General features: G+C 73.2%; 14 protein-coding genes. 7 read left to right on the top strand and 7 right to left on the bottom strand.

Annotation, left to right across the window (positions count from 1 at the left end):
• Nucleotides 1-170 precede the first annotated feature (170 nt).
• The 3 genes from alr to tsaE all read left to right on the top strand — a co-directional run bounded on the left by alr (nt 171) and on the right by tsaE (nt 3,002).
• Nucleotides 171-1,307: an alanine racemase gene (alr, locus tag F9C41_RS36370; protein WP_155391396.1), complete on the top strand. Its 1,137-nt coding sequence runs from the start codon at nt 171-173 to the stop codon at nt 1,305-1,307.
• A 91-nt stretch (nt 1,308-1,398) separates the two neighbouring features.
• Nucleotides 1,399-2,514 carry an alpha/beta fold hydrolase gene (locus F9C41_RS36365; protein WP_230690291.1) on the top strand — a complete coding sequence of 372 codons (1,116 nt, stop codon included), beginning with the start codon at nt 1,399-1,401 and terminating at the stop codon, nt 2,512-2,514.
• Entirely contained in the window at nt 2,511-3,002 is a 492-nt protein-coding gene (tsaE, locus tag F9C41_RS36360; protein ID WP_155391394.1) for a tRNA (adenosine(37)-N6)-threonylcarbamoyltransferase complex ATPase subunit type 1 TsaE, read from the top strand. Before F9C41_RS36365 ends, tsaE begins: the two co-directional genes overlap by 4 nt.
• 107 nt (nt 3,003-3,109) lie before the next feature.
• On the opposite strand, the gene F9C41_RS36355 is transcribed toward tsaE, so the two are convergent.
• The 3 genes from F9C41_RS36355 to F9C41_RS36345 form a co-directional block, all read right to left on the bottom strand.
• A complete protein-coding gene (locus F9C41_RS36355; RefSeq protein WP_155391393.1) occupies nt 3,110-3,691 on the bottom strand; it encodes an endonuclease domain-containing protein in 582 nt (193 codons plus the stop codon).
• A gap of 214 nt (nt 3,692-3,905) precedes the next feature.
• Nucleotides 3,906-5,381: an NAD(P)H-hydrate dehydratase gene (locus F9C41_RS36350; RefSeq protein ID WP_155391392.1), complete on the bottom strand. Its 1,476-nt coding sequence runs from the start codon at nt 5,379-5,381 to the stop codon at nt 3,906-3,908.
• 160 nt (nt 5,382-5,541) lie between these two features.
• Entirely contained in the window at nt 5,542-5,916 is a 375-nt protein-coding gene (locus F9C41_RS36345; RefSeq protein WP_155391391.1) for a holo-ACP synthase, read from the bottom strand.
• Between the two features lie 23 nt (nt 5,917-5,939).
• Between F9C41_RS36345 and F9C41_RS36340 the strand changes: the two genes are divergently transcribed.
• The 3 genes from F9C41_RS36340 (at nt 5,940) to F9C41_RS36330 (ending at nt 9,791) form a co-directional block, all read left to right on the top strand.
• Nucleotides 5,940-7,550, top strand: a complete 1,611-nt coding sequence (locus tag F9C41_RS36340) for an amidohydrolase (RefSeq protein ID WP_155391390.1) — start codon at nt 5,940-5,942, stop codon at nt 7,548-7,550.
• Nucleotides 7,551-7,689: 139 nt separating this feature from the next.
• On the top strand, nt 7,690-8,016 hold the full coding sequence (locus F9C41_RS36335) for a hypothetical protein (RefSeq protein ID WP_155391389.1): 327 nt from the start codon (nt 7,690-7,692) through the stop codon (nt 8,014-8,016).
• Entirely contained in the window at nt 8,013-9,791 is a 1,779-nt protein-coding gene (locus F9C41_RS36330) for an alpha/beta hydrolase (RefSeq protein ID WP_155391388.1), read from the top strand. Before F9C41_RS36335 ends, F9C41_RS36330 begins: the two co-directional genes overlap by 4 nt.
• A 200-nt stretch (nt 9,792-9,991) precedes the next feature.
• Here F9C41_RS36330 and glmS read toward each other — a convergent pair whose 3' ends face one another.
• Nucleotides 9,992-11,902 carry a glutamine--fructose-6-phosphate transaminase (isomerizing) gene (gene glmS / locus F9C41_RS36325; RefSeq protein WP_155391387.1) on the bottom strand — a complete coding sequence of 637 codons (1,911 nt, stop codon included), beginning with the start codon at nt 11,900-11,902 and terminating at the stop codon, nt 9,992-9,994.
• 236 nt (nt 11,903-12,138) lie between these two features.
• Here glmS and F9C41_RS36320 point away from each other — a divergent pair, with 236 nt between their 5' ends.
• Nucleotides 12,139-12,744 (top strand): hypothetical protein, encoded by a 606-nt coding sequence (locus F9C41_RS36320; RefSeq protein ID WP_155391386.1) that lies wholly within the window; start codon nt 12,139-12,141, stop codon nt 12,742-12,744.
• A gap of 70 nt (nt 12,745-12,814) precedes the next feature.
• Here the strand turns inward: F9C41_RS36320 and glmM are convergent, their stop codons facing one another.
• The 3 genes from glmM to rplM all read right to left on the bottom strand — a co-directional run bounded on the left by glmM (nt 12,815) and on the right by rplM (nt 15,251).
• Nucleotides 12,815-14,155, bottom strand: a complete 1,341-nt coding sequence (gene glmM, locus F9C41_RS36315) for a phosphoglucosamine mutase (RefSeq protein ID WP_155391385.1) — start codon at nt 14,153-14,155, stop codon at nt 12,815-12,817.
• Nucleotides 14,156-14,292: 137 nt separating this feature from the next.
• Complete coding sequence (gene rpsI, locus F9C41_RS36310; protein WP_155391384.1) at nt 14,293-14,787, bottom strand: 30S ribosomal protein S9; 495 nt, start codon at nt 14,785-14,787, stop codon at nt 14,293-14,295.
• Between the two features lie 20 nt (nt 14,788-14,807).
• Entirely contained in the window at nt 14,808-15,251 is a 444-nt protein-coding gene (gene rplM, locus F9C41_RS36305; protein WP_155391383.1) for a 50S ribosomal protein L13, read from the bottom strand.
• Between the last annotated feature and the right edge of the window lie 155 nt (nt 15,252-15,406).

The following is a 15,406-nucleotide window of genomic DNA, read 5'->3' as shown; positions in this document are numbered from 1 at the left end:
CCCGTGGCGTGTCCCCCGGTGCGGCGCGACAGCGCCGGGGCGCGCGTGTCGGCGGCACGGGTTCTCGATCGGCTTTCCGGAACGCGCCGCGCGCCTTCGCCGCGGCACCACGTGGGACCGGAGCACGACCCTCGGGGGTCCGCGGCGTACTGCTGGGTAGGCTGGGACTCATGTGGCAGGCCGACGCTCAGTCCCAGGTCGTGGTGGACCTCGACGCGATCCGTGCCAACGTGCGCACGCTGCGGTCGAACACGCCTGCCGAGGTCATGGCAGTGGTCAAGGCCGACGGCTACGGGCACGGCATGGTCGCCTCGGCGCGGGCCGCGCTGTCCGGCGGCGCGACCTGGCTCGGCGTCTGCACCCTGGACGAGGCGTTCGGGCTGCGCGACGCGGGCCTGGCCACTCCGGTGCTGGCCTGGCTGTGGCTGCCCGGCCAGCCGGTCGGCCGGGCGATCGGGTGTGACGTGGACCTCAGCGTCGCCAGCCTGTCGCAGCTCGCGGCGGTGACCGCCGGAGCACGCGAGGCCGGACGGGCCGCGCGGATCCACCTCAAAATCGACACCGGGCTGTCCCGCAGCGGCGCGGCCGCGCCCGAGTGGCCGCAGCTCGTCGAGGCCGCGGGCAAGGCCCAGGCCGACGGCTACGCCGAAGTCATCGGCGTGTGGAGCCACTTCGCCTGCGCCGACGCCCCCGGTCACGAGACCGTCGACCGCCAGCTGGCCGGCTTCGCCGACGCCCTCGACGTCGCCAAGCGCCTCGGCGTCGAGCCGCAACTGCGTCACATGGCCAACTCCGCGGCGACGCTCACCCGGCCCGACACCCACTTCGACCTGGTCCGCCCCGGCATCGCCGTGTACGGCCTGTCGCCGCTGGACGATCCCGCGGTGCGCGCCGCGCTGCGCCCGGCGATGACCGCCCGCGCCCGGGTGCTGCTGGCCAAACGCGTGCCCGCCGGCCAGGGCGTCTCCTACGGGCACACCTACGTCACGCAGCGGGCGTCCACCGTCGCGCTGGTGCCGCTCGGCTACGCCGACGGTGTGCCGCGGCACGCCTCCAACCTGGGCCCGGTGCAGCTCAACGGCGGCCGGTACACCGTCGCCGGGCGGGTCTGCATGGACCAGTTCGTGGTCGACGTCGGCGACGCCGAGGTCGCCGAGGGCGACGAGGTGGTGCTGTTCGGGCCCGGCGACGACGGCGAGCCCACCGCCGACGACTGGGCCGAGGCCGTCGGCACCATCAACTACGAGATCGTGACGCGCTTCGGCAGCACCCGGGTACCGCGGATCTACCGCGGTGATGCCGCGTGAGCGAGCGTCACCTGCGGCCGCACCCGGCCGGGCACGGCAGGCACATCGACGGGGTGATCTCGTGAGCGACGCGGTGGCCGAGGACAAGGCCGTGGCCAAGGACAAACCGGTGGCGGGCACGCGCCGCAAGGCCGGGCTGATCGGCGCGGTCATCGGCGTCGCGGCGGCCGGTGTCGCCGCGGGCGTCGCCGTCGAGCGCCTGGTCGTCAAGCGCACCCGCCGCCAGGACACCGACCCGTTCGCCGACGAGCCCTTCGGCCGCCTGCCCTACGACGAGACGATGACCGTCACCACCGACGACGGCGTACAGCTGCACGTGGAGATCGTCGAGCCGGTGGACGGGATCGCGGTCGAGTTCGGCAAGCCCGGCCCGCCCGAGCCGACCATCATCTTCGTCCACGGCTTCTGCCTCGACCAGGGCACCTTCCACTTCCAGCGCAAGGCCCTGGATGCCCTCGGCGAGCACCGGATGGTCTTCTACGACCAGCCGGGCCACGGCCTGTCCAGCGCACTGCACGAGGGCGAGTACGAGCTGCCCGCGCTCGGCGACGCCCTCTACGACGTCATCAAGGCCACCACCCCGGTCGGCCCGATCGTCCTGGTCGGCCACTCGATGGGCGGCATGGCCATCATGGCCTGCGCCGAGCAGCACCCCGAGCTGTTCGCCGACCGCGTCGCCGGGGCTGTGCTCATCTCCACCTCCGGCGGCCAGCTCGACGGCGTCAGCTACGGCAACCTGCCCGACATCCTCAACCGCACCAGCGGCCCGCTGCTCGCCCTGCTCACCGGCGCGGCCCGGTTCACCGGCCCGATGATCGACAAGGCCCGGCAGGCCAGCACCGACCTCGCCTGGCTGCTGACCCGGCGGTACGGCTTCGGCGGCGACAAGCCCAGCGCCGCGCTCGTGTCGTACGTGGAGCAGATGAACTCGCGCACCACCACCGAGACCGTCGCCCGCTACCTGCGCACCATCAACAGCCACGCCCGCTACCCGGCCCTGCGCGCCCTGAACCAGGTGCCCGTCATGGTCGTCGTCGGCGACGCCGACCTGATCACGCCGGTGTCCCACTCCGAGGAGATCTGCCGGCTGCTGCCGCACGCGAAGCTGGTGCTGATCCCCGACAGCGGCCACGTGGTGATGCTGGAGCACGCCGACGAGGTCAACCAGGCCCTCATCACGTTCCTGGACGAGCTGGAGCTGCTGTGATCCTCAAGACCGTCGACGACACCCGCGACTTCGGCGTACGGCTGGCCGCCGTGCTGCGCCCCGGTGACCTCCTCGTGCTGAGCGGCCCGCTCGGCGCCGGCAAGACCGCGCTGGCCCAGGGCATCGGGCGCGGGCTGCGGGTGCTGGGCGACGTCACCTCGCCGACGTTCGTCATCGCCCGGGTGCACCGCCCGGACCCGGCCGCGGGCGGCACGGTGCCGATGGTGCACGTGGACGCGTACCGGCTGGGCAACGTCACCGACCCCCGCGCCCAGGTCGACGACCTCGACCTGGACGCGTCGGTCGAGGACTCGGTGACCCTGGTCGAGTGGGGCGAGGGCATGGTCGAACAACTCGCCGACGCCTACCTCGAGGTCCGCATCGACCGCCGCGACGACGACGCCCGCACCATCGACCTCATCCCCCACCACGGCGACTGGCCCACCCGCATCACCACCCTCGACGAGGCCACCGCCACCCACGCCTGACCCGCGCGCCCCGCCGTGACGGCTCTGCAGTTTCGGGGAAACTGCACGAATCCAGCGGCTCGTAGCTGCACTTTCCCTGAAAGTGCAAGGGACACCGAGGTACGGGGTCAGCGGGCGCGCCAGCCGCGGGAGCGGAGGGCGGCACGGACCTCGACGGTGAAGCCGTCGAGGTCGTCGCGTAGGCGTTGAGCGGTGAGGCGCAGGACGATCCCGTCCTGCCCGACCAGGCGGTTGAGTCGCTGCCGGTCGCGGTGGAACTGCCCCGCCTCCGCATGCCACACACCGTCGTACTCGACCGCGACGCGATACTGCGGCCAGGCCAGGTCGACGCGTGCGACGAAGCGGCCGCGGTCTTCGACGACGTGTTGGGTGACCGGTCGTGGCATCCCGGCCAGCACCAGAGCGATCCGTGTCCGGGACTCCGGTGGCGACTCGGCACCCGGGTCGGCGAAGCCGACCGCGCGGGCAAACCGCTTCCCACCCCGCCGACCGGCGCGAGCCAGCGCATACCGTTCCAGCTCCGCCGGTTTGACCACGCCCTTGCCGAGCAGCGAGTCGATGTGCGCGACGGCTTCGGCGAGTTCGCACCACTGCGCCAGATCCCAGCAGGTACGCAGCGGAGAAGTGACCCGCAGCCCGCCATGGGTCAGCAGCTCGGCGGATTCGATATCAGTCGTGTGGACGCTCAAGGGCCTCCTGCGCCAAGAAGATCCTGTTGACAAGCTCACGCGGCCGCCGCGGACTCCGAGTCACCCGCACACCCTGCCCCAAAACCCCAACCCCCGCTCCACCCCCTGTGGATAACTCGCGTCGGGCTCGCAGTTTCGGGGAAACTGCACGAACTCGCGTCTGGATAGGTGCAGTTTCCCCGAAACTGCAGAACCGGCTGGTGGGCTCACCCGGTCAGGTGGGGCGGACGGGGGCGGTGCCGGTGGGGGTGCGGGTGAGGGAGGCGACGGCGGCGCGGAGGGAGGCGGCCACGTCGACGGCGGTCACCGGGCCGGACTCGGCGGCGATGCGACCGGCCAGGCCGTGCACGTAGGCCGCCGCGACCGCCGCGCGGACCGCGGGCAGCCCGGCTGCGAGCAGGGAGCCGAGCAGGCCGGACAGCACGTCGCCGGTGCCCCCGGTGGCCAGCACCGGCGTGCCGGTCGGGTTGACCCAGGCTTCGCCGGACGGTCCGGCCACGACGGTGCGGTCGCCCTTGAGCAGCACCACCGAGCGGGTCCACGAGGCGAGTTTCTGGGCGGCGGCGACCCGGTCGTCGCCGGGGTCCGCACCGGCGAGCCGGGCGTACTCCCGGTCGTGCGGGGTGAGCACGGTCGGCGCGTCGCGACGGCGCAGCTCGCCGGCCATCGAGCCGTCGACCAGCAGGGTGATCGCGTCGGCGTCGAGCAGCGCGGGCACCGGCGCGGCCAGCACGGCGCGCACCTCGCCCGCGGCCCGCTCGTCGGTGCCCAGCCCGCTGCCGCAGACCCAGGCCTGCACCCGGCCCGCCTCGGCCACGCGCGGCGCGGCGATGACGCTGGGGTGCGCGGGCACCACCAGCTCGTGCGCCGACCCGGCATACCGGACCAGCCCGGCCGGCCCGGCCAGCGCGCCGGACAGGGAGAGCAGGGCGGCACCGGGATAGCCCGCCGAACCGGTCGCCACGCCGACGACGCCACGGGTGTACTTGTCCGAGATCGGCCCGGGGTGCGGCCACCAGGCGGCGATGTCGGCGGTGTCGGCGACGCGCAGCGCCGGGTCGCCGACCAGGTGCGGGACCAGCCCGATGTCGACGAGTTCCACCTGCCCGGCCTGCACCGCGGCCGGCCCGACCACGTGCGCGGGTTTGAGGCAGCCGAAGGCGACGGTGACGTCGGCGCGGATCGCGACACCGGGCACGTCGCCGGTGTCCACGGCGACCCCGGACGGCACGTCCACCGCGATCACGGGCGGGCGCGGGGCCAGCTCGGCGAGCTGCTCGGCGAGGGTCAGCGCGGTGCCGCGCAGCGCGCCGGTCGCGCCGATGCCGAGCAGCCCGTCGACGACCAGGTCGATTCGCTTCGGCCAGTCGGTCAGCACCCGGCCACCCGCGCCGCGCAGCGCGGCCAGGCCCTCGGCGTGCGCGCGGGCCGGATCGCTGAGCAGCGCGCCGACCTGGACACCCTGCCGCGCGAGCAGCGCCCCGGCGAACAGCGCGTCACCGCCGTTGTCACCGGGGCCGACCAGGAGCACGACCCGGGAGGCGTACACCCCGCCGTGCCCGCGCAGGGTGACCGCGCAGCGGCGGGCGAGCCCCGCGGCCGCGCGGTGCATCAGCGTGCCCGCGGGCAGCGTCGCCATCAGCGCGGACTCGGCGGCCCGCACCTGCGCGACGCGATAGACCGACCTCATGCGATGACCCCGTTCCGCTCGTCTGAGTGTCGCCCGCCGCACCCGCCGCCCGTGGCCGAACCCGGTGCGGCCGGTTCGCCGAACCCGGCCTGGACACGACCCGCCGCGGTGGCGGGCCGGGCACCTGCCGCAGCGGCCGACCTAGCCGGGCGGGGCGCGCTCACCGGCCCGCCTCGGCGATGACCATGGCGGCGGCGATGCCGCCGTCGTGCGACAGGGACAGGTGCCAGCGCTCGATGCCGCGCTCGGCGGCGACCGCGGCGACGGTGCCGGAGACGGTCAGCCAGGGGCGGCCGTCGGCGTCGACGACGATCTCGCAGTCGTGCCACTGCATGCCCGCCGGCGCGCCCAGCGCCTTGGCGACGGCCTCCTTGGCCGCGAACCGGGCCGCCAGCGATTCGGGCGAGCGCGGGTTGCCGCTGCGCGTGGTGCGCTCGGCCTCGGTGAACAGGCGCTCGGTCAGTTGCGGGGTGCGCCGCAGCGCCTGTGCGAAGCGGTCGACCAGGACGACGTCGTTGCCCACCGAGACAATCACGTGTTGACCTTAAGGTCTCAGGTGTGGATCTGGTACTTCGCTCCGGGAACGTGTACGGGTCGCCGGGCGCGACCGCCGTGGCGGTGGACCACGGCGTGATCGTCGCCGTCGGCCCCGACGACGCGGTGGGAGAGCTCGCCACGGCGCGTACCGAGGTGGTCGACCTGGCCGGCCGGCTGCTGCTGCCGGGCTTCCAGGACGCACACGTGCACCCGGTCTTCGCCGGGTTGAACCTGCTGCGCTGCGAGCTGACCGAGCAGCATGACGCGACCGCCTACCTGGGCGAGGTCGCGCGGTATGCCGGGGCGCATCCCGACCAGACGTGGGTGATGGGCGCGGGCTGGTCCTACGACGCCTTCGGCGGCGGCCAGCCGGACCGGGCCATGCTCGACCGGGTGGTCCCGGACCGCCCGGTCTATCTCGCGGTACGCGACGCGCACAGCGCCTGGTGCAACTCCCGCGCGCTGGCGCTGGCCGGGATCGACCGGGACACCGCCGACCCCGAGGGCGGTCGGATCGAGCGCGACGCCGACGGCGAGCCCACCGGGGTGCTGCACGAGAGCGCGATGGAACTGGTCGGGGAGGTCGCGCCGCGGCCGGACGCGGCCGAGATCCGGCGGGCCCTGCTGCTGGCCCAGGCACGGCTGCACGCGTTGGGCGTGACCGCCTGGCAGGACGCGATCCTCGGCGACTACGGCGGCTGGCCGGACCCGTTCGAGGCGTACCTGGCCGCCGACGCGGCGGGGCTGCTCACCGCGCGGGTGCGCGGCGCGCTGTGGTGGGAGCCGTCGCGCGGCCTGGAGCAGCTCGACGAGCTGCGGGCACACCGGGAGCGGGCGCGGACCGCGGGCGGGCCGAACTTCCGCGCCGAGACCGTGAAGATCATGCAGGACGGGGTGGCGGAGAACTTCACCGCCGCGATGATCGAGCCGTACCTGGACGGCTGCGGCTGCGCCACCGACCGCCGCGGCTTCTCCCGGGTCGACCCGGCGCACCTGACCGAGGTGGTGTCGGCACTGGACGCGGCCGGTTTCCAGGTCCACTTCCACGCCATCGGCGATCGCGCCACCCGCGAGGTGCTGGACGCGGTGCGGCCGGTCGCGGGCTCGCCGCTGCGCCACCACGTGGCCCACGTGCAGGTCGTGCACCCTGCCGACGTGCCGCGCTTCGGCCGGCTCGGGCTGACCGTCACCATGCAGGCGCTGTGGGCCGCGCACGAACCGGCGATGGACGAGCTGACCATCCCGTTCCTCGGACCGGAGCGCACCACCTGGCAGTACCCGTTCGGAGCGGTGCAGACCGCCGGGGGCCGGCTGGCCGCTGGCAGCGACTGGCCGGTGTCCGACCCCGACCCGATGCGCGCGATCCACGTGGCGGTGAACCGGGTCGGCTACCGGTTCGACGAGCCGCCGCTGGGCCCCGAGCAGGCGATCGATCTGGACTCGGCGCTGGCGGCGTACACCACCGGCTCGGCGTACGTGAACCACTTCGACGACGCCGGACGCATCGCGCCGGGCCTGCGCGCGGACCTGACCGTGCTCGACCGGGATCCGTTCGCGGGGCCGCCCTCGGAGATCGGGGCCGCGCGCGCCGAGCTGACCTGGGTGGCCGGCCGGCTGGTCCACGGCGGCTGACCCGCCCGGGAGTTGTCCACAGGCCCTCTACCAGCACCGTCAGCTGTGGACAAGGGCTGTGGACAACCTGTGGGCAACCGGGCTCCGAGTTATCCACAGGGCTGGCCGCGGCGGCCGCGGGGCGGGAAGCATCGCCGGTATGGATGCCGAGAACCCTTCCGGAACCGTGCCCGAGCCGGTGCACGTCGAGCCGGACGAGCTGATCAGACTGGGTGGCGTGCTGGCCCGGCTGGCCGAGGCGGTCGCGGGCGAGGTGCCCCACGCCGCCGGTCTCACCAGCGGGTCGTCGGGGTGGGCCGTGAGCGGCGTGCAGGTCCGGCTGGCCCACGAGCTGGGGGCCCACCTGGCTGCCTTCTCCGGCGACCTGACCGCCTTCGGCGAGCGGCTCTGCGTGGCCGGGCTGAGCTACGCCGAACGCGACTCGGGGCTGGCCCGCAAGATCGCCGCAGCGGGTGAGCGCCGATGACCGTCTCGTACGCGCTGCTGCTGGCCGCTGACCCGGCGCGCTGGGCCGAAGGGGCCGCCGCCTGGCGACGGCTGAGCCGGGGTCTCGACGATCACCACGACGACCTGGCGGGACAGCTCGCCCGGCAGGACCAGGCCTGGCACGGTGGCACCGCCGCCGTCGCGGCCCGCGAGTCCGGGTCGGCCCTGGTCCGCCGGCTGGCCACCGCTCCCCCGGCGCTGCTCGAGGTCGATCAGCTGCTGTGGCGGCACGCCGAGCGGGTCCGGGCGCTGCAGCGTCGGCTGGCCGAGGCGCTGTCCGCGGTGCGCGGCACCGCCGTGCAGGTGTCCGCGGACGGGCAGGTGAGCATCGTCGTGCCGGACGTGCCGCGGGGCGGTCCGGCGGGGACGCCCGGCGGGCAGGGCGCGGTGCCGGAGAGCCCGGGACAGGTCCCCGGCGGCCGGGGACACGTTCCGGCGGAGTTCGCCGGGCGTGCTGCCGCTTCGCCGCGCGGCGGAGCAGGCCCGGTTTCGCTGTCGGGCCGGACTCCCGGAGCATCGGAGGTCGCGCTGGCGATGCAGGTCTCCGCCGAGATCGAAGCGGTCGTGCGGGAGGCGCGGGCGAGCGACGAGGAGACCGCCCGCCGTCTCATCGCACTGGCCAAGGCGGCCGGGCAGGGGTGGACCGGCACTGCCGTGTCGCTGCCCGCGCGCGGCACGCCGGCGGACGTGGCCCGGTGGTGGGCCGGGCTGACCGAGGCCGAGCGGGCCTGGCTGGTGGGCGCCAAGCCCGAGGAGCTGGGCCGGCTCGACGGGGTGCCCGCGGCGGTGCGCGACCGCGCCAACCGGGAACTGCTCGACCGGGAGCTGGACCGGCTGCGCGACGCCGTCGCGGCCCACCCGCCGGAGCCGGGCGCGCGGCAGCGGCTGACCGCACTGACCGGCCTGGCCGAGCGGCTCGATCAGGGCCCGACCCGGGCCTACCTGCTGCGGCTGGACCCGAGCGGGGACGGCCGGCTGGTGGTGGCCTTGGGGGACCCCGACGGCAGCGACAACGTGGCCACCTACGTGCCGGGCGTGGGCGCGTCACTCGACCGCTTCGCGGGTGAGGTGGACCGGGCCGCGGCGGTGCAGGCTCGCGCATCGGCGCTGGCCCCGGACGCCACCACGGCGACGGTGATGTGGCTGGGCTACGACCCGCCGGACGGCGTCGACGCGATGAGCGAGCGCGCCGCGCTGGCCGCCCGCGACGACCTCGGCTCGTTCCAGACCGGGCTGGCCGCCGCGCACGAGGACGGTCCCGCGCGGCTGAGCCTGATCGGGCACTCGTACGGCAGTCTCGCGATCGGGGTGGCCGAGCGGGAAGGCACCGTGCTCGCCGACGAGATCGTCGCCCTGGGCAGCCCCGGGATGGGCGTGGACAGCGCCGCCGACCTCGGGCACGCGGGCCACGTGTGGGCGTCCACGACCAGCAACGACATCGTGCTGTTCGCGTCCTCGAAGGGCGAGCTGGCGCTGAATGCGCTCGGCGGTCCCGGGTTCGTCCTGGCGGGTTCCGCGGCGGACGCGGTGGTGCGCGGCAACGCCGATCTGTGGCACGGCGTCGACCCGTCGTCCGAACAGTTCGGCGCACGGGTGTTCGCGGCGGCCCCCGGCACCGACCCGTTCGACGCGCACGCCGCCTACTTCCACGAGGACAATCCAGCCCTGCAGAGCCTGGCCGAGATCGTCACCGGCGAGCACGAAGCCGCCGCCGACCCGCGCCGTGACCGGCGACCGGTGACCGGTGACCGGTGACCGCCGAGTCGACTCGATGCGCTGCCGCCACCGGCGGACCGGTCTGCGTGCCGACATGACCGGTGGGCGCGCGGCAACCTGGGCGCGCCGGCATGACGGTGGGCACGCGGCAACCCGGACGCGGCGGCGTGACGGTGCGCGAAACGGCCCCGGTGGCTGCCGTGACAGGCAGGCCACCGGGGCCGGGCGGCTCGCGCCGGCTACTCGACCGTGACGGACTTGGCCAGGTTGCGCGGCTGGTCGACGTCGTGCCCGCGCGCATCGGCGATCGCCGCGGCGAGCACCTGCAACGGCACGGTGGTCACGAACGGCGCCAGCAGCGTGGGCGTGCGGGGCACCCGAATCAGCACGTCGGCGTACGGGATGACCGCGTCGTCGCCCTCCTCGGCGATGACGATGGTGTGCGCGCCACGGGCCCGCACCTCCTGGATGTTGCTCACGATCTTGTCGTGCAGCAGGCCGCGCCCGGCCGGGGACGGCACGATGCAGATCACGGGCGTGCCGTGGCCGACGGGGTTGCCCGCCTCGTCGTCGGCCGGGCCGCCGATCAACGCGATCGGGCCGTGCTTGAGCTCACCCGCGGCGAAGCCCTCGGCGTGCATGTACGCCAGCTCCTTGAGCTTGAGCGCGCCCTCCAGCGCCACCGGGTAGCCGACGTGGCGGCCGATGAACAGCACCGTGGACGCCTTGTTGTCGGCCAGCTCGCGGCCCAGCTCGCGGACCGGGTCCATGCCCGCCAGCACCTTCTCGATCTTCGCGGGCATCTCCTGCAGCTGCGCGACGACAGCGGCCACCTCGTCGGCGTACTTCACGCCGCGCACCTGGGCCAGGTGCAGGCCGACCAGGAAGCAGGCGGCGAGCTGGGTCAGGAACGCCTTGGTGGAGGCGACGGCGATCTCGGGGCCGCCGTGGGTGTAGAGCACGGCGTCGGACTCGCGCGGGATGGTCGAGCCGTTGGTGTTGCAGATGGCCAGCACCCGGGCCTTCTGCTCCTTGGCGTGCCGCAGCGCCATCAGGGTGTCCATGGTCTCGCCCGACTGGGAGATGACCACGACCAGCGTGGACCGGTCGAGCACCGGGTCGCGGTAGCGGAACTCGCTGGCCAGCTCGACCTCGCACGGGATCCGGGTCCAGTGCTCGATGGCGTACTTGGCGACCAGACCCGCGTGGTAGGAGGTGCCGCAGGAGACGATGAAGACCTTGTCGACGTCGCGCAGGTCCTGGTCGGTCAGCCGGACCTCGTCGAGCATGATCTCGCCGGTCTCGCCGATGCGGCCGCGCAGCGTGTCGGCCACGGCCTGGGGCTGCTCGGCGATCTCCTTGAGCATGAACCAGGCGTGGCCGTCCTTCTCGGCGGCGCGGGCGTCCCAGTCCACGTGGTAGTCGAGGCCCTGCGCGGGGTTGCCCGCGAAGTCGGTGATCTCGATGGTGTCCGCGGTGATCAGCACGATCTGGTCCTGGCCGAGCTCGACCGCCTCGCGGGTGTGCTCGATGAACGCGCTCACGTCGCTGGCCAGGAAGTTCTCGCCGTTACCGCGGCCCACCACGAGCGGGGAGTTGCGGCGCGCGCCGACCACGGCGCCGGGCGCCTGGGCGTCGACCGCCAGCAGGGTGAACGCGCCCTCCAGGCGGCCGCAGACCCGGCGCATCGCGTCGGCGAGCGCCTGCGGGCTGCCCGCGATCCCGGCCAGCTCGGCGGCCAGCAGGTGCGCGACGCACTCGGTGTCGGTGTCGCTGGCGAACTCGATGCCTTCGGCCTGCAATTCGGCCCGCAGCTTCGCGAAGTTCTCGATAATGCCGTTGTGGATCACCGCGATGCGGCCGTCGGCCGACAGGTGCGGGTGCGCGTTGCGATCTGTGGGACCGCCGTGGGTGGCCCAGCGGGTGTGACCGATGCCCGTGGTCCCCGCGCGCAGGTCGGCCTCGGCAGTCTCGGCCAGCATCTTCTCCAGATTCGAAAGCTTGCCGGCCTTCTTGGCCAGAAGCAGCCTGCTGTTCGCCAGCACGGCGACGCCGGCGGAGTCGTAACCCCGGTATTCCAGCCGCCGCAGCCCGTCCAACACCACACCGAGCGCCTGCTGGCCGCCCACGTATCCCACGATCCCGCACATGCCCGTTACCTTAGCGGAGTTTCACTCACATTGCATGTTCAGAACCCGGTCAATCACGCACCGGATTTGATTGCAACCTGGACGGACCTCGGCCTGCCCGATTAGTGACGGATTGCTGCCACCGCGTGTCGCGGGAGAGCGCGGGGGGCCTACCATCCGCGGGTGAGCGAGCGGAGCGGGTCCCCGGCCCGACGCGCCGCCTCCCCCGCCGACGAGCGCAGCCAGGAGAAGAAGGCATGAGCTACCCCCCTCCGTACGACCCGAACCAGGCGCAGCCGCCCGCGTACGACCCGAACCAGCCGGCACCGCCCCCGTGGCAGCCCAACCAGCCGCCCGCCTACGGCACGCCCGCCTACGGCACCCCGGCCTACGGCTCGCCGGTCCAGCCGCCGAAGAAGAGCAAGACCGGCCTGATCGTGGGCATCATCCTGGGTGTCGTGCTGCTGCTGTGCGCTGTCTGCGGCGTCGGCGGCTACTACCTCTTCTACAAGGCGAACGAGGCGATCGAGGACCTGCCGAACATGATCCCCAGCGTCGGCGTGGCGACCGGGGACGCCACCGGCTCGCACTCGGTGCGCTACGCCGTCGAGGGCACCGGCCAGGCGCTGATCACGTACTCGGAGGGGCCGGGCAAGACGCCGAGCGAGACGGTGACCCTGCCGTGGACCAAGAACTTCACGCTGAACACCGACTCGTTCGGCCTGTCGGTGATCGCCTTCGGCGCGCCGGGCGGCGACGCGAACGTGACCGGCTGCTCCATCTCCGTCGACGGCACCGAGCGGCAGAAGCGCGCCGGCACGGGCTCGTCGGCGACCTGCGTGAGTGTGTTCGTGGGCGGCTGACACCGTAGAACTGATCAGGGGGCGTCTCCGCGGTCGCGGAGACGCCCCCTGATTCACGTGACGCTGACGTTCACACCGCCGGGCTGGCCGCCCGCACGTCGGCGGCGATGTCCTCGGCGATCTTCTGCGCGATGTCCTCGCCGGAGGCCTCGACCATCACCCGGACCAGCTGCTCGGTGCCCGACGGGCGCAGCAGCACCCGGCCGGTCCCGCTGAGCTGGGCCTCGGCCGCGGCGACCGCGGCGAGGATCTCCGGAGCGCGGGCAACGGCCTTGTCGGCGACCCGTACGTTGATCAGCACCTGCGGCAGCCGGTTCACCACGGCGGCCAGCTCGGCCAGGGACTTGCCGGTCTGCGCCACGCGGGCCAGCAGCCGCAGGCCGGTGAGCACACCGTCGCCGGTGGTCGCGTGCTCGGTGAAGACGACGTGGCCGCTCTGCTCGCCACCCAGGCTGAAGCCGCCGGCCCGCAGCTCCTCCAGCACGTACCGGTCGCCGACCTTCGTCTCGACCAGGGTGATGCCGGCCTCACGCATGGCGATGCGCAGCCCGAGGTTGCTCATGACCGTCGCGACCAGGGTGTCGTTGACCAGCGTGCCGGCGTCGCGCATGGCCAGCGCGAGGATCGCCATGATCTGGTCGCCGTCCACCTCGGCACCGGACGCGTCGACCGCCAGGCACCGGTCGGCGTCACCGTCGACCGCGATACCCAGGTGCGCGCCGTGCTCGACCACGGCCGCCTTCAGCGGGCCGAGGTGAGTCGCGCCGCACTCGTCGTTGATGTTGAGCCCGTCGGGCTCGGCGTTGATGGCGACCACCTCGGCCCCGGCCCCGCGGAACGCGTCGGGCGCCACGTCGCTGGCCGCGCCGTGCGCGCAGTCGACCACGACCTTGAGCCCGGCGAGCGGGTGGCCGGTGGCCTCCACCAGGTGCGTCGTGTAGTGCTCGGCACCGTCGAGCAGGTCGTGCGCCCGGCCGACCGCCGCGCCGGTGGGGCGCGTCCAGGTCGCGCCGAGCGCGGCCTCGATGGCGTCCTCCTGCTCGTCGGTCAGCTTGTGCCCACCGGCGGCGAAGAACTTGATGCCGTTGTCCGGCATCGGGTTGTGGCTGGCGGAGATCATCACGCCGAAGTCGGCCCGCACCTCGGCGGTCAGGTACGCCACGCCGGGCGTCGGCAGCACGCCGACCCGCACCACGTTCGCACCGGCGCTGGCCAGGCCCGCGACCACGGCCGCCTCGAGCATCTCCCCGCTGGCGCGGGGGTCGCGGCCGACCACCACCAGCGGCGGCTGCTCACGATCGGGGTCGGGCAGGGTGTGCGCCGCGGCGACAGCCAGCGAGAGGGCGAGTTCGGGGCTGAGGTCCGCGTTGGCCAGACCGCGTACGCCGTCGGTGCCGAAAAGGCGTGCCATTCGGTGGCCCTTTCTGTGGGGTGCGAAAGGAGGGGTTCAAGCCGACCCGGACCCCGGATGAGGGCCCAAAGTCGAAAGGCCGGGCACGCCACCCCGCCGTGAAGCAGGAGCGTGCCCGGCCGATCAGTAGACAGCGATCAACGCTTGGAGTACTGCGGGGCCTTACGGGCCTTCTTGAGACCGTACTTCTTGCTCTCCGTGACGCGGGCGTCGCGGGTGAGGAAGCCGGCCTTCTTCAGCGCCGGGCGGTCGTCGATGTCGAGCTCGATCAGCGCCCGCGCGATGGCCAGGCGCAGCGCGCCGGCCTGGCCGCTGATGCCGCCGCCACGCAGGTTGGCGACGATGTCGAGGCCCTCGGTCTTCTCCACGGTCACCAGCGGCTCACGGACCGACTGCTGCGCGACCTTGCTGGGGAAGTACTTCTCCAGGTCCTGGCCGTTGCAGGTGATCTTGCCGGAGCCGGGGATCAGGCGCACCCGGACGATGGCCTGCTTGCGGCGGCCAACGGTCTGGATCGGCCGGTCGCCCTTGAACTTCGGGGTGGCCGGCTTGACAGCGACGGCAGTGGCGACGACCGAGGCCTCAGCCTCAGCCTCGACCACGGCCTGGGTCGGCACGGAAGTGTCGGTCATGGTGATTCCTTCGTCCGCGCTCACTGCGCGATCTGCTTGATCTCGAACGGCACCGGCTGCTGAGCCGCGTGCGGGTGCTCCGCGCCAGCGTAGACCTTCAGCTTCGACATGATCTGACGACCCAGCCGGTTGTGGGGGATCATGCCCTTGACGGCCAGCTCGATCGCCTTCTCGGGGCGCTTGGTGAGCAGCTCCTCGTAGCCGATCTGCTTCAGACCACCCGGGTAACCGGAGTGCCGGTAAGCGATCTTGGTCGCGCGCTTGTTGCCCGTCAGGGCAACCTTGCCGGCGTTGATGATGACCACAAAGTCGCCGGTGTCGACGTGCGGCGCGAAAGTCGGCTTGTGCTTACCGCGCAGAAGGTTGGCGGTGTGGGTGGCGAGCCGGCCCAGCACGACGTCAGAAGCGTCGATAACGTGCCACTGACGCTCGATCTCACCCGGCTTCGGGCTGTACGTACGCACAGGTCTACCTTGTCTCGTCGTAGGTCTGTGTGACCGCGGGCGAACCTGCCCACGATCAACGGATTCTGCGATGCCGGCCGGTCGCAAACGGACCGGCGCGCGAACGACAAGCCTACCTGAGCATCAGGACTACCGGCTCGACGCCACCTCTCGCA

This window comes from Catellatospora paridis, from assembly GCF_009720365.1.
GTDB classification, from domain to species: Bacteria; Actinomycetota; Actinomycetes; order Mycobacteriales; family Micromonosporaceae; genus Catellatospora; species Catellatospora paridis.
Note: the sequence above shows the minus strand (reverse complement) of the source record. Positions and strands in the feature narration are given on the sequence as shown.

Coding starts and splice junctions, on each gene's coding strand:
- alr (WP_155391396.1), top strand. CDS start 171: ATGTGGCAGGCCGACGCTCAGTCCCAGGTCGTGGTGGACCTCGACGCG.
- F9C41_RS36350 (WP_155391392.1), bottom strand. CDS start 5,381: ATGAGGTCGGTCTATCGCGTCGCGCAGGTGCGGGCCGCCGAGTCCGCG.
- F9C41_RS36335 (WP_155391389.1), top strand. CDS start 7,690: ATGGATGCCGAGAACCCTTCCGGAACCGTGCCCGAGCCGGTGCACGTC.
- F9C41_RS36330 (WP_155391388.1), top strand. CDS start 8,013: ATGACCGTCTCGTACGCGCTGCTGCTGGCCGCTGACCCGGCGCGCTGG.
- glmS (WP_155391387.1), bottom strand. CDS start 11,902: ATGTGCGGGATCGTGGGATACGTGGGCGGCCAGCAGGCGCTCGGTGTG.
- F9C41_RS36320 (WP_155391386.1), top strand. CDS start 12,139: ATGAGCTACCCCCCTCCGTACGACCCGAACCAGGCGCAGCCGCCCGCG.
- glmM (WP_155391385.1), bottom strand. CDS start 14,155: ATGGCACGCCTTTTCGGCACCGACGGCGTACGCGGTCTGGCCAACGCG.
- rpsI (WP_155391384.1), bottom strand. CDS start 14,787: ATGACCGACACTTCCGTGCCGACCCAGGCCGTGGTCGAGGCTGAGGCT.